The sequence below is a fragment of the Geomonas sp. genome, from assembly GCF_056994735.1.
In genome coordinates this window covers 1-18,331 of record NZ_JBXKJL010000292.1, presented here as the reverse complement: position 1 = coordinate 18,331, position 18,331 = coordinate 1, and the positions used below count along the sequence as shown (strand labels likewise).

Genomic DNA, 18,331 nt, shown 5'->3' with positions numbered 1-18,331 from the left:
GGGGTGTGTCGAGAACGAATTTTGCACTCAAAACATATAGAACAATAAAACCGATAATTCAAGGCCTAAAGTAGCCGCTTCAGCGATAACATGTCAAAAGTCTTGACAAAAATCCCGGTGGGGTACACAATTTGCGAGTTTTCCAATGAAACCAACGTACACGTTGGCCTAATCGGGGGAAGTGATGAAGGTGCAAAGTGATTTTCTGGTGATCGGCAGCGGCATAGCGGGGCTTTCCTTCGCCCTGCAGGCGGCCGCCCACGGGACCGTCGCCCTGGTCACCAAGCGGGATATATCTGAATCGGCCACCAACTACGCACAAGGCGGGATCGCGACCGTCTCCTCGGCCGAGGACACTTTCGACGCACACGTCCAGGATACCCTGGTCGCCGGCGCCGGCATCTGCCACGAAGACGTGGTGCGCATGGTGGTGGAGGAGGGCCCCCAGGTCATCGCCAACCTGATCGAGTGGGGGGTGCAGTTCACCAAGAACGGAACGGTCTACGACCTGACCCGCGAAGGCGGTCACAGCGCCCGCCGCATCCTCCATGCCGAGGACATCACCGGCCGCGAGATCGAGCGCGCCCTGGTCGAGGCGGTGCGGGCTCACGACAACATCACCTTCCATGAAAACCATATAGCCATCGACCTGGTGACCGAGTCCAAGGTAGCGAAAACGCCCCAGGAGCAGAACCGCTGCCTGGGCGCTCATGTGCTGGACATCGAGACCGGCGTGGTCAAGACCTTCGCCTCGCGCATCACCCTGCTCGCCTCAGGGGGGGCCGGGAAGGTCTATCTCTACACCTGCAACCCCGAGGTCGCCACCGGCGACGGGGTTGCCATGGCCTACCGTGCCGGCGCCACCATCGCCAACATGGAGTTCATGCAGTTCCACCCCACCACCTTGTACCACCCCACCGCCCGTTCGTTCCTGATCTCCGAGGCCGTGAGGGGGGAGGGGGCCATCCTGCGCCGCCGCGACGGCACTGCCTTCATGGAGCGCTACCACCCGCTGAAGGACCTGGCTCCCCGCGACATCGTGGCCCGGGCTATCGACAACGAGATGAAGACCCACGGCGACGACTGCGTCTACCTGGACATCACCCATCGTGATCCTTCCTACATCACCACCCGCTTCCCCAACATCTACCAGACCTGCCTGGACTTCGGCATCGACATGACCAAGGACATGATCCCGGTGGTGCCGGCGGCGCACTATCTGTGCGGTGGGGTGGCGGTCGACAGCAACGCCGAGACCGATGTGAAGCACCTCTACGCCATCGGCGAGGTCGCCTTCACCGGGCTTCACGGCGGCAACCGCCTGGCCAGCAACTCGCTCCTCGAGGCCGCGGTCTACGCCGGACGCGCCTACCAGCACGCCGTCAAGGTCCTCAAAGAAGGAACCTTCTCCTCCCCGGTCATCCCCGAGTGGGACTGCGGCACCGCAACCAACTCCGACGAGATGGTGGTGGTCTCCCAGAACTGGGACGAGATCAGGCGCTTCATGTGGAACTACGTGGGCATTGTGCGCTCCGACAAGAGGCTCCAGCGCGCCATGCGCAGGATCGACCTGATCCGGGACGAGATCGAGGAGTACTACTGGAACTTCATCGTCACCTCCGACCTCATCGAACTGCGCAACATTGCCACCGTGGCCAAGCTGATCGTCTCCTGCGCCATGATGAGGAAGGAGTCGCGCGGCCTCAACTACAACATCGACCATCCCGCCGTCGACGATGCCAACTGGAAACGCGACACCTTCATCAAGAAGCAGTTCTGAGGCGCCAATGACCATAGACGAGATCAGGGAGAATATCGACCGGCTGGACAGCGACCTGTTGCGGATCTTCAACGAGCGCGCCTCGCTGGCCCTGAAGATCGGCGAGATCAAGAAGGGGCTGGACCTGCCGGTCTATGACCCTGCGAGGGAAAAGAGGATCTTCAACCGGATGACCGCGGATAACCCGGGGCCACTGGACGACGAGGCCATTGTCCGCCTTTTCGAGCGCGTGGTCGACGAGTCGCGCAGGCTGGAGCGGATCATGACCCGCGGGGAACACTAAGCTAGCCAGAAGGCGAAAGGTTCTCCGGAGCGCTTTCGCCTTTGACGGTGAGGAGGAGACAAGGGTGCTGATAGTCTTGCGCAAGGCGGCCGACAGCGAGGCCCAGGAGCTGATCAAGGCCTACCTGATCGACCGCGGTTACGACATACACCAATCGACCGGAGCCAACCGGGTCATCATAGGAGTCATCGGTGACACCGACTCCCTCCCGGAAACAGAAATCCAGGCCTTTCCCGGCGTGCTGCAGGTGGTGAGAATCGCCAAGGAAGGGTAATGCGTCGTCTAAACATCAAGGCATATCTCCCCGAGTCCCTCAAGGGAGAGGGGAAGAGTTTTGAAGAGAAGCGCGGCGCCTATCTCGCGGCGTCGCGTGAGTTTCTCGAGCACTTCCGCGAGGAGTCCAAGCGCGAGCATCGCGAAGGCGCCGGGGGCATAGAGGTGGTGGAATCGATCACCGCCATGACCGATGACATGGTCACCACCCTCTTTACCGCACTTTCCGATGATCTCCACATCCCCAAGAACGGTCAGCTGGCCCTGGTCGCCGTGGGCGGCTACGGCCGCAAGGAGCTCAACCCCTACTCCGACCTGGACCTCATGTTCCTCTACGGCGGCAAGGATTCCAAGCCCGTGGAGGAGGTCGCAAACCGCCTGCTCTATTTCCTCTGGGATCTTCGCCTCGACGTCGGCTACTCCATCCGGACGCTCTCCGACTGCGTCGAGATGGCCAACAGCGATACCACCGTCAAGACGGCACTCCTCGACGCCAGGCTCCTCACCGGCAGCGAAGAGCTCTTCAACGAACTGAAGAAGGTGATGGTCAAGCAGGTATGGGCCAAACGAAGCGACGCCTTCATTGACGAAAAGCTCGAGGAGCAGATCAAGAGGCGTGACAAGTACGGCTCCAGCGTCTACATACTCGAACCCAACATCAAGGAAGGGGAAGGGTGTCTGCGTGATCTGCACACGGCGATGTGGGTCGCGAAAATAAAGTACAAGGTCGACACCCCGCACGAGCTGATTACCAAGGGGGTGCTGCTCGAGTCCCAGGAGAAGGAGTACTACAAGTACCTCGACCATCTCTGGCGGATCCGAAACGAGCTCCACTACTCCGCGGGGAGGAAAAACGACCAGCTGACCTTCGAAGCCCAGAGTGCCATCGCCCGCTTCTTCGGCTACCAGGACGGGGAAAAGACCCTGGCGGTGGAGCAGTTCATGCAGGATTTCTACCTCCACGCCAACAACGTCGAGCATTTCTGCTCCATGCTGATCAATAAATCCCACCGCCGTGAAGAGGGTGCCCGCAAGATCCTCGGCTACTTCACCCGCAGACCGGTTGGCGACGGGTTGTACGTGATGAAGGGCGAGCTGGTGGTCCCCGACGAAACGGTGATCGCCAAGGACCCCGTCAGGCTGATCCGCATCTTCGAGTACGCCCAGAAACAGCGGGTTGAGATCAGCCTCGGCGCGAAGAAGCTGATCCGCGACAACCTCGACCTGGTGAACGACAAGTTCCGCCGCTCCAAGGAAGCCAACGCCTCCTTCGTCAACATTCTCCAGTCCGACAAATGGGTCTTCGAGACCCTGGAGCAGATGCACCACCTCGGTTTTCTGGGGAAATTCATCCCCGAGTTCGAGCGTATCAACTGCAAGGTGCAGCACGACGTCTACCACATCTACACCGTCGATACCCACACCCTTTTCGCAGTCGAAGAGATCGGCAAGCTTTGGCGGGGGACGTTCTCGAAAAAGAAGGACGAGAATGACGCGGAGACGGAGAAGCTGCAGCATCTGATGCAACTCTCCCGGGAGATCGACAAGCGCTGGCTCTTGTTGCTGGCGGTGCTCCTCCACGATGTGGGGAAGGGCTCAGGCGGAGGTCACGCCGAGGTAGGTGCCGAACTCTCCAAGACGGTGGCCCGCCGGATGGGGCTCAACAAGGAAGACAGCGAGAGGCTCCAGTTCCTGGTCAGGCACCACCTCCTCATGGCCCACATCGCCCAGCGCCGCGACCTGCACGACGAGCGGATGATCATCCAGTTCGCCCGCCAGATGGAGAAGAGCGAGAACCTCAAGATGCTCTACCTCCTGACCTATGCAGATATCAGGGCTGTCGGGCCCGATGTCTGGACCCAGTGGAAGGCGCTTTTGCTCCAGGAGCTCTACGAGAAGGCCTTCGGCGTCCTCGAGCGCGGCGATTTCAAGCTGGAAGCCTCCGGAGATCGGGTGCGGCGGGTCAAGAGGGCGCTTTTCGACCTCCTTTCCAAGGACTACCCGGCACAGACGGTCAAGGACGAGCTGCAGGCGCTCTCCACCCGGCACCTCCTCTCCTACAAGGCGGATGTGCTTGCCGAGCACATGAAGGTACTCCTCTCCCTGGGTGACAATCTCCTGGTCTTCACCGTATCCCATGAGAAGGATAAAGGGTACACCAACTGCACCATCTGCACCTACGACGTCCCCGGGCTCTTTTCCAAGATAACCGGGGTCATGGCCGCCAACGGCATGAACATCCTGGGGGCCCAGATCCATACCAACACCAACGAAAAGGTGCTGGACGTGCTTCAGATCAATTCACCGCAGGGCCTGGTCATCGACGAACAAAGCCGCTGGGACAAGGTCGACTCCGACCTGCGGCAGGTCCTCGAAGGCAAGGCCCGGGTGAGCTCGCTGGTCAAGAAGCGCCACCGCCCCAGCATCCTGATGGAGAAGGCCAAGCCGACCATGCCGGCGCGGGTGGAGATCGACAACGAGGTCTCCTCCGACTACACCGTCATCGATATCTACGCCCACGACAAGATCGGGCTCCTCTACAACATCACCAGCACGCTCACCAGGCTGGGCCTCTACATCGGGGTATCCAAGATTTCCACCAAGGTGGACCAGGTGGCCGACGTCTTCTACGTCAAGGATATCTTCGGGCAGAAGATCATGGATCCCGGGAAGCTCGAGGAGATACGCACCGAACTCCTGGCTGCCAGCGACAAGAACTAGTGGACCGCTTCATCGATCTTTTCCTGAACTACCTCCTGGTGGAGAAGGGGGCCGCAGCCAACACCGTGGTCGCCTACAGCCGCGATCTGGCCCGCTACCTGCGCTTTCTCGGCGACCGCGCTCCGGGGGAGATCCGCCCCAACGACGTGGCCTCTTTCCTGGCGCAGCTGAAGGCCGAGAAGATGGCGCCGAGGAGCCGGGCCCGGGCCCTTTCCGCCCTCAGGATGCTGCACCGCTTCCTGGTGGTCGAAGGGTACTGCGAGCACAACCCCACCTCCATCATCGAGGCTCCCAAGGGGATCGTCAGGCTCCCCGCGGTGCTGAGCGGGAGGGAGGTGGAGGCGCTTCTTTCCTCGCCGCTGGAGAGCGGCGCGGCAGGGGTGCGGGACAAGGCGATGCTCGAGCTTCTTTACGCCACCGGCCTCAGGGTTTCCGAGTTGGTGGGACTCAAGGTAGGCGAGGTCAACATATCGGCCGGCTACCTGATGACCATCGGCAAGGGTAGCAAGGAGCGGCTCGTTCCGATCGGGGAGAGTGCCTGCCTGGCGGTCGGTCGCTACCTGAGCGAGGCGCGCGCGGAACTCCTCAAGGAGGGCTCCAGCACCCGCCTCTTCCTCACCCGGCTCGGGGAGGGTATGACGCGCCAGTCCTTCTGGAACATCATCAAGAAAAGGGCGCAGCAGGCCGGTATCCGCAGCAGCATCTCGCCCCACACGCTGCGGCACTCCTTCGCCACCCACCTGCTGGAAAACGGCGCCGACCTGAGAAGCGTACAGATCATGCTGGGTCATGCCGACCTCTCGTCGACCCAGATCTACACCCACGTGACCCGGGAGAGGCTCAAGAGGCTGCACAGCCAGTTCCACCCGCGCGGGTGAGGAACACCGCCCTGATATGACCTCCTTTCGAGGAGGTGACTATAAAAACGAGCAGAGGATTGATCTTATGAAGTATGTAGTGCTCCTTGGCGACGGTATGTCGGATGAGAAGATAGAGGGCTTGGGGGGGAAGACCCCGCTGCAGGCGGCGAAGACCCCGAACATGGACTTCATGGCGAAGCGCGGCAGACTGGGGCTCGCGCAGACGGTCCCGGAAGGCTACCCCCCGGGAAGCGACGTGGCCAACCTGTCGATGTTCGGTTACAACCCGGTCGATTGCTACACCGGCCGCTCCCCCTTGGAGGCGGCCAGCATGGGTGTTTCACTGGGTCCCGACGACGTCGCCTTCCGCGTCAACCTGGTCTCCCTGGACGCCCGCGGCGGGAAGCTCCTCATGGAGGACTACTCGGCCGGCCATATCTCCACCGCCGACGGCCGCGAACTCGTCGAGGAACTCCAGCGCCAGCTGGGCAACGAGGAATTCTCCTTCCATCCCGGCGTGAGCTACCGTCACCTCATGGTCTGGCACGGCGGGAAGACCGAGATCCAGGCCACGCCCCCCCACGACATTACCGGTCAGGACATCCTCAACTATCTCCCGAAGGGGGAGGGCGCCGATCGGCTGATCAACCTCATGAACAGCTCGCAGATGATCTTTCACAACCATCCCCAGATCAAACGCCGTGCCGCGCAGGGGGAGACTCCCGCCAACTCGATCTGGCTGTGGGGGCAGGGGAAGGCCCCGGCCATGGAGCTTTTCCGCGACAAGTTCGGCCTGAGCGGCGCGGTGATCTCCGCGGTCGACCTGATCAAGGGGATCGGCGTCTACGCCGGGCTCGACATCATTGACGTTCCCGGCGCCACCGGCTATCTCGATACCAATTTCAAGGGGAAGGCCGAGGCCGCACTGGAGGCGCTCAAGACCAGGGATTTCGTCTTCCTTCATGTGGAGGCTCCTGACGAGGCCTCGCACTCCGGGAAGCTTCAGGACAAGATCAAGGCCATCGAATGCTTCGACGAGCTGGTGGTCGGCCCGGTGCTGGAGGGACTCAAGGAGCTAGGCGACTACCGCATCCTCTGCGCCCCCGACCATCCGACTCCGGTCGCGCTGATGACCCACACCTCCGATCCTGTCCCCTTCCTCATCTACGGCGGCGAGCAGGAAGTCAAAGAGGGCGTGGCGGGCTACGACGAGATCTCGGCTGCCGCAGCTGGTTTCAAGGTGGCGGAAGGGTTCCGGCTGATGGAACTGCTGCTCGCGAAATGATCGGGAAGGAAGAGATGAGGCACTTGATACGGAAATTGCTGCTGCTGGCGGTGCTCGCTATCGTTCCGGCTACGGCCCGGGCCGGGGAGGTTCATTATTCGGCGGCCGCGAGCCTCAAGGAGGTCCTGAACGAGCTCTCCGCCAACTACGCCAGGAAGAATCCCTCCGTCAGATTCGTGAAGAGCTACGGGGCCTCAGGCGCCCTGGCAAAACAGCTGGAAAACGGTGCGCAGGTCGACATCTTCATTTCCGCCAACCAGGAGTGGATCAACTACCTCAAGGAGAGGAACCTCCTGGCAGCCAGGACCATGGCCGACTTCACCTACAACGCACTCGTCTTTGCCGGTCCCGCCAGTACCAAGGCCTCATCGATGAAGGATCTGCTGAAGCTGAACAGGATCGCCATCGGCAGCCCGAAGAGCGTCCCCGCAGGCGAATATGCCATGGTGGCCTTCAAGAACGCCTATATCGCCAGCCAACTCGGAAAAAAGCTGGTGATGGCCAAGGACGTCCGCGAGTGCCTCATGTATGCCGAACGGGGGGAGGTGGACGGAGCGATGGTCTACCTCACCGATGCCCTGGAGGCCAAAAACATCAAGGTCCTCTTCACCGTACCGCAGAAACTTTATCCCCGCGTCGTCTATCCCATTGCCATGACCTCGGTCGGCGCCAACAACAGGGAGGCTGCCGAATTCTATCGCTACCTCCTCGGGGGCGAGGCTAAGACGGTACTGGCGAAATACGGCTTCGCGGCCCGCTAGCAGGTAATCGTCGCCATTTTATTCCAGATCAGGCGCTGAAAAGAACCGTTGACAAATCAGGAGTGAAGCTGATTTAATGGCGCGTCCCCCCGGGCGCGACAGGATCCGCCACGGATATTAACGATAAAGCTTCAGGAGGAATTAATGAACCCATTGGCCGCAGAATTAAACGAGTCTCTAGCACAGCACAGCCCGCACGTTTTGGAGATGCTTTCCGATCTGGGCAAGAACCTCTTCTTCCCCAAGGGCATCCTCACCCAGTCTGCTGAAGCCAAGGAAAAGGCGCACAAATTCAACGCGACCATAGGGATCGCCACCGAAAACGGCGGCCCGATGTTCCTCTCCTGCATCCAGGACAAGCTCTCCAGCTTCGACCCCAAGGACATCTATCCGTACGCCCCTCCGGCAGGGAAGCCCGAGCTCCGTTCGCTGTGGAGGGAGAAGATGCTGCGCGAGAACCCGAGCCAGCAGGGCAAGCATTTCAGCAACCCCATCGTCACCAATGCCCTGACCCACGGGCTTTCCATCGTCTCCGACTTGTTCGTCGACAGGGGAGATCACATCATCCTTCCGGACATGCTCTGGGGGAACTATAACCTCACCTTCGGTACTTGCAGCGGCGCGATCGTCAAGAAGCACCCGACCTTCACCGTTACCGGCGGCTATGACGTCGACGCCTTCAAGGCCGAGCTGCAGAACTCCGCCGAGGAGAAGGGCAAGGTCATCGTGCTCTTGAACTTCCCCAACAACCCCAGCGGCTACACCCCGACCGTCGCCGAGGGCGACGCCATCGTGGCCGCCATCAAGGAAGTCGCCGAAGGCGGCTGCAACGTGGTCGCGGTGACCGACGACGCCTACTTCGGGCTCTTCTACGAAGACAGCATGAAGGAGTCGCTCTTCGGCAAGCTGGCCAACCTGCATCCGCGCATCCTGGCGGTCAAGCTCGACGGGGCCACCAAGGAAGAGTTCGTGTGGGGCTTCCGCACCGGCTTCATCACCTTTGCCGACGGCAACGACTATGAAAACGCCCCGGTCATCAACGCCCTCGAGAAGAAGGCCATGGGGATCATCCGCGCCCGCATCTCCAACTGCCCGCACCCCTCCCAGACCTTCGTCATCGAGGCCCTGCGCTCCCCGGACTTCCTGGCCCAGAAGGAGCAGAAGTTCCAGGTCATGAAGGGGCGCGCCCTCAAGACCAAGGAAGTGCTCGACAGCGGCAAGTACGTGAAGGCCTGGGATTATTACCCCTTCAACTCTGGCTACTTCATGTGCCTCAAGCTGAAGACCGTGGAAGCCGAGAAGCTCCGCGTGCATCTCCTCGAGAAGTACGGCGTCGGTGCCATCTCCATCACCAAGACCGACCTGCGTATCGCCTTCTCCTGCATCGCTGAAGAGGATCTTCCCGAACTCTTCGACATCATCTACATGGCGGTAGAGGATCTGACCCCGGGGATGTAAGATAACCCTGCAATAATCAAAAAGCCCCCTCTGCCGCTTTCGGCAGAGGGGGCTTTTTTTATGGCACATCCACACACGTCCCCAGGTTCACTGGGTAAATAAGTGCGTGCTTCGACAGGCTCAGCACGAACGGGCAATCAAATGCGTGCGTGCTCCGACAGGCTCGGCACGAAGGGGCCATCAAATGGGTGCGTGCTCCGACGGGCTCGGCGCGAAGGGGTCATCAAATGCGTGCGTGCTTCGACGGGCTCGGCGCGAAGGGGTCATGAACGTGCAGTGCGTGCTTCCGCAGGATCGGCACCAGATGGTCCCCTGAAGAAGACATGCTGAGACCGTTCGCCCTGAGCCTGTCGAAGGGCGCAATTAGCGGTTTGATACAAAAAGGCCCACAGAGTTTCCCCGTGGGCCTTTTTTGTATATGACGTTTTCGAAGATCTAGTTGATCAGCTTTCCGATGCTGCCGAAGCGGACGCGGAACTTGTCCTTGTCCCAGGACCAGTACTTGATGAAGGCCAGGCCCTTGATCTTCTCCATCGGCACGAAGCCCCAGAAGCGGCTGTCGTAGGAACGGTCACGGTTGTCACCCATGACGAAGTAGGAGTTGGCGGGAACCTTGATGGGATCCTTGAAGTCGCGGGGATTCATCTCTTTCGGGATGGTCTCCGACTCCTTGTGCACCTCGTGCGGGTTATCATACAGCTTCCCGTTCACGAAGACCCGCTTGTTCTTCACCTCGACGGTATCGCCGGGGGTGCCGACGACGCGCTTGATGAAGTCCTTCGAGGGGTCCTCGGGGTACTCGAAGACGATGACGTCTCCCTGGCGGGGGTCACGGATCTTCAGCACCCTATCGGAGGTAAAGGGTATCTTGGAGCCGTAGATGAACTTGTTGACCAGGATATGGTCGCCGATGGCCAGGGTGTCCTCCATGGAACCCGACGGTATCTTGAACGCCTGCACGATGAAGGTGCGGATCACCAGAGCCAGGAGGACTGCGATGATGATGGACTCCGCGTACTCCCTGACGATGTGTTTCGCCTTGACCGGCTTTGCAGGTTTGGCTTCAGCCTGGGCCGGCTTATCGCTGACGACGTTCTTGTAATCTTCCATAGTATTATTTTCCCCTTTTTCTAGCCTTCGACCTTGAGGATGGCAAGGAACGCCTCTTGCGGCAGTTCGACGTTGCCCACGTTCTTCATCCGTTTCTTTCCTTCCTTCTGCTTCTCCAGGAGTTTCCGCTTCCTGGTGATGTCTCCGCCGTAGCACTTGGCCAGAACGTCCTTCCTGAGCGCCTTCACGGTCTCGCGGGCGATGACCTTGACGCCGACGGCCGCCTGGATGGCAATCTCGAACATCTGACGCGGGATCAGTTCCTTCATCTTGGAAACCAGTTCACGGCCTCGGTAGTAGGCTTTGTCCTTGTGGATGATCAGGGACAGGGCGTCTACCACCTCGCCGTTGATCATGATGTTCAGGCGCACCAGTTCGCTCTGCCTGTAATCAAGGATCTCGTAATCGAGGGAGGCGTAACCCTTGGTGATCGACTTCAGGCGGTCGTAGAAGTCCAGCACCACCTCGTTCAGCGGCAGCTCATACACCACCATGACCCGGGTCGGCGTCAGGTACTTGATCTCCCGCTGCACGCCGCGCTTCTCCTCGCAAAGGGCCAGTATCCCCCCCACGAAGTCGTTGGGAACGTGGATGGAGGCCAGGATGAAGGGCTCCTCGACGTAGGCGATCTCCTGGGTCGGAGGGAGCTGGTTCGCGCTCTGGATGGTGATCATCGAGCCATCGGGCTTGTGCACGCGATAGACGACGGTCGGGGCCGTGGTGATGAGCTCAAGGTTGAACTCGCGCTCGAGCCTCTCCTGGATGATCTCCATGTGCAAAAGCCCCAGGAATCCGCAGCGGAAGCCGAAGCCCAGCGCGAGAGAGGTCTCGGGGTCGTAGGAGAAGGAGGAGTCGTTGAGCTTCAGTTTGGCGAGCGCGTCGCGCAACTGCTCGTACTGCGAGGTGTCGATCGGATACAGCCCGGAGAAGACCATGGGCTTCACTTCCTTGAACCCGGAAAGCGCCGCGTCGCAGGGGTTGTGCAGCATGGTGATTGTGTCGCCGACCTTGGCGTCCGAGACGTCCTTGATGCCGGCGATGATGAAGCCGACCTCTCCGGCCGTCAGCGAGTAAACCTCGCACATCTCCGGTGAGAAGACGCCTACCTTCAGGACCTCGTGGACCTTCCGGTTCGACATCAGCTGAATCTTGTCGCCCTTTTTCACCGATCCGTCAATGATCCTGACCAGTATGATCACTCCCTGGTACTGGTCGTACCAGGAGTCAAAGAGGAGCGCCTTCAAGGGCTGGGCCGGCTCGCCCTGGGGGGGCGGGATCTTCTTGACGATCTCTTCGAGGATGTCCTTGGTCCCGATCCCTTCCTTGGCGCTGGCCAGTACCGCGTCATGGGTGTCGAGGCCGATGATGTCCTCGATCTCCTGCTTGACCCGCTCCGGTTCGGCCGCGGGGAGGTCGATCTTGTTGAGGACCACGAAGACTTCGAGATTGTTGTCCAGCGCCAGGTAGACGTTGGCCAGCGTCTGCGCCTCGACCCCCTGCGATGCGTCCACCACCAGCAAACCGCCTTCGCAGGCGGTGAGCGAGCGGGAGACCTCGTAGCTGAAGTCCACGTGTCCCGGGGTGTCGATCAGGTTGAGGATGTAGTCCTTGCCGTCGTCGGCGCGGTAATTCAGCCGAACGGTCTGTGCCTTGATGGTGATGCCGCGCTCGCGCTCCAGGTCCATCTTGTCGAGGAACTGGTCCTGTTTTTCACGTGACGATACGGTACCGGTGAATTCGAGGAGGCGGTCGGCAAGAGTCGATTTGCCGTGATCTATGTGGGCGATTATGGAAAAGTTGCGGATATGCTCGATTACCATATTGTCCTTTGTCCTGCCGAGGTTAACTAATGAATAGTATAGAAGTGAGGGGTTATTGTAAAGGGATTTCTCCGGTAAGAGCTGGGGTGGGGAGGGGAGGCTTTGGGCCGGCGGGGCCGTCTCCGCGAGCTACCTCCCCTGATTCTGCCAGGCCCGCTTTCCCAAAGTCTTCACCTTCAGATTCATCCACAAACTCATCACGACTCCCCGAGCGGGCGCTCGATCTATTGCACGACCGGCATGGGATATTGTTGTACTTCGCTCTTCGACAGGACAAAGACTGAACTTGAAATAGAAATGTTAAGTTAGATGATTGTAACGTTATGGGCGGCCAGCACTCTCTGACATAAGGGTATCTGGAAAGCGCCCCACTGAGACAGTACATAGACAAGTTCTTCCATGTCATTGTAACTGTTGGTGATGGTGTTAAAGTTATAACGGAAGGGCGCTTTCGATGAGATCGGGCAGCTACTTCACCTTGTTGACGGGAGGTGCAAAAAATGTCGGTGATCCCCCAATATGTCGCCCCTGATTTTTCTCTCCCCGAACTGGCCAGTGCCCCGGCAGTCCAGGTCGTTCCGGCCCCCCATGATGGCGTCTTGCCCGCGAACTACCACGGCACCTCCAACCACCCGGAGTATGTCCACCTGGGGGGAGGACGATGGCTCCTTGCTCCGCACAGCCGCATGGACTCGGTCCTGGTACTGCGGGAATCGGGACTGGAAGTGGTTGAGCCGCGGCGGGTCAGAAGGGGGGAACCGGTGGTGATCGGACGCAGCGAGAACGGGGAGGATGGGATCTATATCCATGTCCGCGGCTTCGAGGCGATCGCCGAAACCGAGCCGGACAAATTTTCCTTCCGCAGCCGTGGTACCCGCGAGACCCCCTTTTCCCGTTCCTATGACGAGATGTACAAGGTGCTTCGCCACGACCGCGATCACGGCTACATCGTCTGGGTGCTGGGGCCGGCGGTCGCCTTCGACATGGACAGCCGCAGCGCCATGCAGGGGTTGATGGAGAGCGGCTTCTGTCATGCCCTGTTGGCGGGGAACGCCCTGGCCGTTCATGACCTGGAGGCCGCCCGTTTCCGCACCGGCCTCGGTCAGGACATCTACACGCAGATCTCCCAGCCTCTTGGTCATTACAACCACCTCGACATCATCAACGAGGTCCGCATGCGCGGGGGTATGACCCGCACCATGGAGGAGTTGCAGTTGAAGGACGGGATCATGTACGCCTGCCACAGGATGAAGATCCCCTATGTCCTGGCCGGTTCCATCCGTGATGACGGTCCGCTCCCCGAGGTGATAGCGGATGTCTACCAGGCGCAGGACGCCATGAGGGTGCATGCGCGGAAGGCTTCGACCGTGATCGCGGTTGCCACCCAGCTCCATTCCATCGCCTTCGGCAACATGGTCCCCAGCTACCAGGTGCAGGACGACGGCAGTGTCCGTCCCGTCTTCTTTTACGTGGTCGATCTCAACGAGTTCTGCGTGGACAAGCTTGCGAACCGGGGATCGGCTCAGGCGGCGGCCATTCTCACCAACGCCCAGGACTTCATGGTGAACCTCTGGAACAACCTGAAGTGCGACCAGAAATGAAGATGTGACAGGGAGTCGAGATGCCAGGGAACATCAGGATCATAGGAGTGCCGATAGATCTTGGCCAGGCACAGCGGGGTGTCGATCTGGGGCCAGGTGCGCTGAGATATGCCGGAATCTCCGCCCGTCTTTCGGCCTTAGGCTACGAGGTGCATGATGCCGGCAACCTCTATGTCCCGGTGCGCGACGTGCTGGTCGATGAGCGGGAACTGCACTACCTCCCTTCTATCAAGACGGTGTGCGAGGCGGTCTACCAGGCGGGGAGGGCGGCGGTCAAGGAGGGAGTGATCCCGGTCTTCATGGGGGGCGACCATTCCCTGGCCATCGGCTCGATCGGAGGGGTGACGCATGAGGAGCCGGTGGGCCTGATCTGGATCGATGCCCATGGCGACTTCAACATCCCGGAGACGACGCCCAGCGGGAACATCCACGGCATGTGCGTCGCCGCCCTGACGGGGGAGGGATATCCTGAACTGGTGAACGTGGGACGCCGGGGGGCGAAGCTGAAGCCGGAAGATGTGGTGATGATCGGACTGCGTGAGCTGGATACTGAAGAGAGGTTGCGGCTGCGGGATAGCGGCATGGGCCTCTTCACCATGCGGCACATCGACGAGCACGGTATGGGGGCGGTGGCGCGGGAGGCGCTGGGGAAGTTGCAGCATGTGGAGAGGCTGCATGTAAGCCTCGATCTGGATGCCCTCGACCCCAGCGAGGTGCCGGGGGTGGGGACCAGGTCGCCAGGCGGGCTCACCTATCGCGAGGCCCAGCTCCTCATGGAGATCCTGGCCGATACGGGGCGTGTTGTTTCACTGGATATCGTCGAGATCAACCCGATACTGGATCAGCGCAACCAGACGGCCCGGGTCGCCATAGAACTGGCGGTCTCTCTCTTTGGAAAGAGCATCGTCTAGGATCTGCAGGTCGAGGGCCTTTCCCCCTGCGATACAGTTCCCTTAACAACCAAGATAGGCACTTCCGGACTCAAGCCGCTCTCGAAAAAGGTCTTACTTCAGTGTCAAGACGGCCTTGAAGAGCTTCCAGCGCAACCTCCATGTCATAGTGCGTCTGCAGATTCAGCCAGAACTGCGCCTCCATGTTGAAGAATCGACCCAGACGAAGTGCTGTGTCGGCGGTTATCCCACGGCGTCCATGGATTATCTCGTTGACCCTACGCGGCGTGACGCCAATGTCTTTCGCCAAACGGTACTGTGTAATTCCCATTGGTTCCAAAAACTCTGCGAGAAGTATTTCACCCGGATGGATAGCAGGGAAATCACGCTTAGTCATATAAATCACCTCTTAGTGGTAGTTATTATCCCTCAAGGATAATACCGTCAATACATATCACCAGGAAGCAGGTCTCATATTCGTCAGGAAGAGGTGGGGCTAACGGGTGATGTGGAGATTGAGCTCGCTCATGAGGGTGTCGAGGTCGATTTTGTGAACGGAGGCGCCGTGCTCGAGTTGCTCGAACTCGGCGATCTGGCAGTCGTAGCAGTCCAGGCCGAGGCGCTGGAAGACGGGGAGGGTCTCGGGGTAGCGGCTGAGGATCTGGGTTATGGTCATGTCTCTCGTGATCATTGGATCCTCCTGATACTGTATGTGGGAGCCGCTAATAGAAAAGGCGCCGCTGGTGCAGGCGCCTATAACATTATCAGATACTTCAAAGGGTGACAAGTAGCCATGATTGATCCAGTGTGTACGGTTACTCTCCCTGCGACCGGCTACTACCTTCCGAATTTCGCGTCCAGAGCTGCCTTCACCAGGGGTGGCACCAGCTTGTCCACCGGGCCGTTCAGCGAACTCACTTCCTTGACGATGGAGGAGGAGAGGTAGCTGTAAGGAACTGAGGTCATCATGAACAGGGTCTCGACCTCCTTGGTGATGCTCCTGTTCATCTGGGCAAGCTGGAATTCATACTCGAAATCCGAAACCGCACGCAGGCCGCGTACGATAACGGTGGCCCCGCGCTGCCGGACGAAGTCCACCAGCAGCCCGTCGAAGGTCTCGATCTTCGCCTGCGGCCGGTCGGCAAGGATCTCCGACAGCAGGTCGATGCGCTCCTTGACCGAAAAGAGCGAGTTCTTTTCCGAGTTCCTGGCGACGGCGACGATGACGCCGTCGAAGATCTTCAGGGCGCGTTCGATGATGTCCAGATGACCGTAGGTTACGGGATCAAAAGAGCCCGGGTAGACTGCGAGTTTCAGGGGCACTGTTCACCTCTGTCGGAAAGATTTAGAAAGGATATGGCGGTGTCGCCGTAGATCCGCCGCTCGGTCTCAACCAACCGGCCAAAGCTGCGGGGGATCTCCTCTTTCGACGAGAATTCGGCAACGACGGTCGTTCCCTGGTCTACGAGCGGGGAGCCGGAGAGCATCTCGAGGATGGCTTCGGTGTGGCCCTGGCTGTACGGGGGGTCAAGGAAAACGAGATGGAACGGCTCCTCCCCGCGGGAGAGCGACTTCAGGGCGTTCGCCGCCTCCTGGACCACCACCTTGGCTCTGTCGGTGAAGCGGGTGATGTCCAGGTTTTTCCGGATGAGCTCCGCTGATTCACGGTGGGAATCGATGAAGACGGCATAGGAGGCGCCCCTGCTCAGAGCTTCGATACCGAGGTTGCCGGTGCCGGCGAAGATGTCGAGGACCCTCATCCCCGAGAAGTCGCCCAGCCTGCTGAGGAGCATGCTGAAGAGAGCCTCCTTGACGCGGTCGGCGGTGGGGCGGACCCTCAGGCTTTTTGGGGCTAAGAGATTGCGCCCTCGCGCCTCTCCTGCGATTACCCTCATTCTGTCGATCCCTTTTTCATTGCAGGTCAGTCCTCCACTCTTATCAGTTTCAAGAAGATAGCTTCAACTGCATTTCGAGTGTCTGCAGCCGCCACGGTTCCCTGTCACAGCGCATTTTTTATGAGACACCTTTTGTAAACGCTCTATTACCACGATGCCGTCCACTGCGTCAATGGCAACTTTGCTGTTGACACAGTAACAGACCGGTATATAAATACGATGTTTTTTTGAAATTATTCATGATGGGGAGGGTTGATGAGAGAGAGCCAGGCCATGGAGCGGACCGATCTGGCGGGTTATGCGGCCAGCAGCAGTGCCTCCAGGGGGCGCAGGTACCAGGAAGAATTCCGGGACAACCGGCCAGCCTTCGAAAGGGATCGGGATCGCATCATCCACTGTGCAGCCTTCCGCCGTCTCGAGTACAAGACCCAGGTCTTCGTAAACCACGAGGGCGATTATTACCGGACGCGGCTCACCCACTCCCTGGAGGTGGCGCAGATAGGGAAGGGGATCGCCAGGAGGCTTGGCCTCAACGAGGAGCTGACGGAGACCCTCGCCCTGGCCCACGACCTCGGGCACACCCCCTTCGGCCACACCGGTGAAGAGATCCTGAACCGGCTGATGGAAGGGGCGGGGGGCTTCGAGCACAACCTCCAGTCCCTTCGGGTGGTTGACGAACTGGAGGAGCGTTATCCCAATTTCAACGGATTGAACCTCTCCTGGGAAGTGAGAGAGGGTATCGTAAAACATTCATCGCAGTACGACACGCCCCAGAATGCCTTTGCCGAATTTCTACCCGGCGTGGTCCCGACCATCGAGGCGCAGCTGATCAACTTCGCCGACGAGATCGCCTACAACAACCATGACATCGACGACGGGTTGAAGTCGGGCTATATCAATCTGGCACAACTGAAGAAAGTGGCCCTTTGGGACGAGGTGCACGAGGGGATACTGCGGAAGTATCCCGGCATCGAGACCGACCGGGCCGTCTGCCAGACGGTGAGCGCGCTGATCGGCGTGCTGATGAACGACCTGGTGGTGACCGCTGCGGCCAATCTGGAGGCCCTCAAGATCGAGACCCAGGAAGATCTGAGGCGGGTGAACAAGCAGGTTGCCTCGTTCAGTCCGGCCATGGCCGAGAGGAATGCAGAGTTGAAGAGGTTCCTGTATCAGAACCTGTACCGCCACTACAAGGTAGAGAGGATGCGGGTCAAGGCCGAGCGTTACCTGGCCGAGCTCTTCGAGATGTACCTGAAGCACCCGACGCTCCTTCCGTTGAAGCACCAGGTAAAGATGGAGCGTGAGGGGCGGGAGCGGGTGATCTGTGATTACATTGCGGGGATGACCGACCGGTTCGCCCTGGACGAGTTCAAGAGGCTCTTCGAGCCTTACGAGAGGGTGTAAAAGCAGTGAATGGTGAATGGTGAAGGGTGAAGGGTGAAGGGTGAAACCTGAAACCTGAACATAGAACGTAGAAGGTACAACATGAAGTACAGGAGCATGCATGCTTAGCGCTGTGATATTCGATTTTGACGGGATCATCGTCGACACCGAACCGCTTCACTACAAGGCTTTCCAGGAGATCCTGGTGCCG

Annotated in this window: 18 protein-coding genes; 12 read left to right on the top strand and 6 right to left on the bottom strand. The window is 59.6% G+C overall.

Features of this window, described 5'->3' with window-relative positions; translation table 11 throughout:
* Positions 1 to 184: 184 nt before the first annotated feature.
* The 8 genes from nadB to AC11W3_RS12825 all read left to right on the top strand — a co-directional run bounded on the left by nadB (position 185) and on the right by AC11W3_RS12825 (position 9,421).
* Positions 185 to 1,780 carry an L-aspartate oxidase gene (gene nadB / locus AC11W3_RS12860; protein WP_484090572.1) on the top strand — a complete coding sequence of 532 codons (1,596 nt, stop codon included), beginning with the start codon at positions 185 to 187 and terminating at the stop codon, positions 1,778 to 1,780.
* A gap of 7 nt (positions 1,781 to 1,787) precedes the next feature.
* Positions 1,788 to 2,063, top strand: coding sequence for a chorismate mutase (locus AC11W3_RS12855; RefSeq protein WP_484090573.1), 276 nt, complete (start codon positions 1,788 to 1,790; stop codon positions 2,061 to 2,063).
* 64 nt (positions 2,064 to 2,127) lie between these two features.
* On the top strand, positions 2,128 to 2,337 hold the full coding sequence (locus tag AC11W3_RS12850) for a hypothetical protein (protein ID WP_484090574.1): 210 nt from the start codon (positions 2,128 to 2,130) through the stop codon (positions 2,335 to 2,337).
* Positions 2,337 to 5,057: a [protein-PII] uridylyltransferase gene (glnD, locus tag AC11W3_RS12845; protein ID WP_484090575.1), complete on the top strand. Its 2,721-nt coding sequence runs from the start codon at positions 2,337 to 2,339 to the stop codon at positions 5,055 to 5,057. The genes AC11W3_RS12850 and glnD overlap by 1 nt, the downstream gene beginning before the upstream one ends.
* Positions 5,057 to 5,935, top strand: coding sequence for a site-specific tyrosine recombinase XerD (xerD, locus tag AC11W3_RS12840; protein WP_484090576.1), 879 nt, complete (start codon positions 5,057 to 5,059; stop codon positions 5,933 to 5,935). The genes glnD and xerD overlap by 1 nt, the downstream gene beginning before the upstream one ends.
* A gap of 67 nt (positions 5,936 to 6,002) precedes the next feature.
* Positions 6,003 to 7,202 (top strand): cofactor-independent phosphoglycerate mutase, encoded by a 1,200-nt coding sequence (locus tag AC11W3_RS12835; protein ID WP_484090577.1) that lies wholly within the window; start codon positions 6,003 to 6,005, stop codon positions 7,200 to 7,202.
* Between the two features lie 14 nt (positions 7,203 to 7,216).
* A complete protein-coding gene (modA, locus tag AC11W3_RS12830; protein ID WP_484090578.1) occupies positions 7,217 to 7,963 on the top strand; it encodes a molybdate ABC transporter substrate-binding protein in 747 nt (248 codons plus the stop codon).
* Between the two features lie 144 nt (positions 7,964 to 8,107).
* Positions 8,108 to 9,421, top strand: coding sequence for an aminotransferase class I/II-fold pyridoxal phosphate-dependent enzyme (locus tag AC11W3_RS12825; RefSeq protein ID WP_484090579.1), 1,314 nt, complete (start codon positions 8,108 to 8,110; stop codon positions 9,419 to 9,421).
* Positions 9,422 to 9,856: 435 nt separating this feature from the next.
* Here the strand turns inward: AC11W3_RS12825 and lepB are convergent, their stop codons facing one another.
* Complete coding sequence (gene lepB, locus AC11W3_RS12820) at positions 9,857 to 10,531, bottom strand: signal peptidase I (RefSeq protein ID WP_484090580.1); 675 nt, start codon at positions 10,529 to 10,531, stop codon at positions 9,857 to 9,859.
* A 20-nt stretch (positions 10,532 to 10,551) separates the two neighbouring features.
* Complete coding sequence (lepA, locus tag AC11W3_RS12815; RefSeq protein WP_484090581.1) at positions 10,552 to 12,351, bottom strand: translation elongation factor 4; 1,800 nt, start codon at positions 12,349 to 12,351, stop codon at positions 10,552 to 10,554.
* Positions 12,352 to 12,851: 500 nt separating this feature from the next.
* Here lepA and AC11W3_RS12810 point away from each other — a divergent pair, with 500 nt between their 5' ends.
* The gene (locus AC11W3_RS12810; protein WP_484090582.1) at positions 12,852 to 13,952 is read left to right on the top strand and encodes a putative NPN-dependent ornithine cyclodeaminase; all 1,101 of its coding nucleotides are present in this window, start codon (positions 12,852 to 12,854) and stop codon (positions 13,950 to 13,952) included.
* A 20-nt stretch (positions 13,953 to 13,972) separates the two neighbouring features.
* Complete coding sequence (gene rocF / locus AC11W3_RS12805) at positions 13,973 to 14,863, top strand: arginase (protein WP_484090583.1); 891 nt, start codon at positions 13,973 to 13,975, stop codon at positions 14,861 to 14,863.
* Positions 14,864 to 14,933: 70 nt separating this feature from the next.
* Here rocF and AC11W3_RS12800 read toward each other — a convergent pair whose 3' ends face one another.
* From AC11W3_RS12800 to rsmD, 4 genes are all read right to left on the bottom strand, one after another.
* Positions 14,934 to 15,239 (bottom strand): HigA family addiction module antitoxin, encoded by a 306-nt coding sequence (locus AC11W3_RS12800; protein ID WP_484090584.1) that lies wholly within the window; start codon positions 15,237 to 15,239, stop codon positions 14,934 to 14,936.
* A gap of 99 nt (positions 15,240 to 15,338) precedes the next feature.
* Positions 15,339 to 15,533 (bottom strand): DUF1858 domain-containing protein, encoded by a 195-nt coding sequence (locus tag AC11W3_RS12795; protein WP_484090585.1) that lies wholly within the window; start codon positions 15,531 to 15,533, stop codon positions 15,339 to 15,341.
* Positions 15,534 to 15,679: 146 nt separating this feature from the next.
* Complete coding sequence (gene coaD, locus AC11W3_RS12790) at positions 15,680 to 16,165, bottom strand: pantetheine-phosphate adenylyltransferase (protein ID WP_484090586.1); 486 nt, start codon at positions 16,163 to 16,165, stop codon at positions 15,680 to 15,682.
* On the bottom strand, positions 16,156 to 16,767 hold the full coding sequence (rsmD, locus tag AC11W3_RS12785; protein WP_484090627.1) for a 16S rRNA (guanine(966)-N(2))-methyltransferase RsmD: 612 nt from the start codon (positions 16,765 to 16,767) through the stop codon (positions 16,156 to 16,158). Before rsmD ends, coaD begins: the two co-directional genes overlap by 10 nt.
* A gap of 225 nt (positions 16,768 to 16,992) precedes the next feature.
* On the opposite strand from rsmD, the gene AC11W3_RS12780 reads away from it, so the two are divergent.
* The gene (locus AC11W3_RS12780; RefSeq protein WP_484090587.1) at positions 16,993 to 18,141 is read left to right on the top strand and encodes a deoxyguanosinetriphosphate triphosphohydrolase; all 1,149 of its coding nucleotides are present in this window, start codon (positions 16,993 to 16,995) and stop codon (positions 18,139 to 18,141) included.
* 100 nt (positions 18,142 to 18,241) lie between these two features.
* Positions 18,242 to 18,331, top strand: a 90-nt coding sequence (locus AC11W3_RS12775) for an HAD hydrolase-like protein (RefSeq protein WP_484093129.1), incomplete at its 3' end; no start/stop codon positions are given.

Excerpts from the sequence above, each read along its gene's own strand:
- lepA (WP_484090581.1), bottom strand. The coding sequence starts at position 12,351 with ATGGTAATCGAGCATATCCGCAACTTTTCCATAATCGCCCACATAGAT.
- lepB (WP_484090580.1), bottom strand. The coding sequence starts at position 10,531 with ATGGAAGATTACAAGAACGTCGTCAGCGATAAGCCGGCCCAGGCTGAA.
- modA (WP_484090578.1), top strand. The coding sequence starts at position 7,217 with ATGAGGCACTTGATACGGAAATTGCTGCTGCTGGCGGTGCTCGCTATC.
- glnD (WP_484090575.1), top strand. The coding sequence starts at position 2,337 with ATGCGTCGTCTAAACATCAAGGCATATCTCCCCGAGTCCCTCAAGGGA.
- AC11W3_RS12800 (WP_484090584.1), bottom strand. The coding sequence starts at position 15,239 with ATGACTAAGCGTGATTTCCCTGCTATCCATCCGGGTGAAATACTTCTC.
- AC11W3_RS12780 (WP_484090587.1), top strand. The coding sequence starts at position 16,993 with ATGAGAGAGAGCCAGGCCATGGAGCGGACCGATCTGGCGGGTTATGCG.
- AC11W3_RS12810 (WP_484090582.1), top strand. The coding sequence starts at position 12,852 with ATGTCGGTGATCCCCCAATATGTCGCCCCTGATTTTTCTCTCCCCGAA.
- AC11W3_RS12855 (WP_484090573.1), top strand. The coding sequence starts at position 1,788 with ATGACCATAGACGAGATCAGGGAGAATATCGACCGGCTGGACAGCGAC.
- rocF (WP_484090583.1), top strand. The coding sequence starts at position 13,973 with ATGCCAGGGAACATCAGGATCATAGGAGTGCCGATAGATCTTGGCCAG.
- nadB (WP_484090572.1), top strand. The coding sequence starts at position 185 with ATGAAGGTGCAAAGTGATTTTCTGGTGATCGGCAGCGGCATAGCGGGG.
- AC11W3_RS12795 (WP_484090585.1), bottom strand. The coding sequence starts at position 15,533 with ATGATCACGAGAGACATGACCATAACCCAGATCCTCAGCCGCTACCCC.
- AC11W3_RS12835 (WP_484090577.1), top strand. The coding sequence starts at position 6,003 with ATGAAGTATGTAGTGCTCCTTGGCGACGGTATGTCGGATGAGAAGATA.
- AC11W3_RS12825 (WP_484090579.1), top strand. The coding sequence starts at position 8,108 with ATGAACCCATTGGCCGCAGAATTAAACGAGTCTCTAGCACAGCACAGC.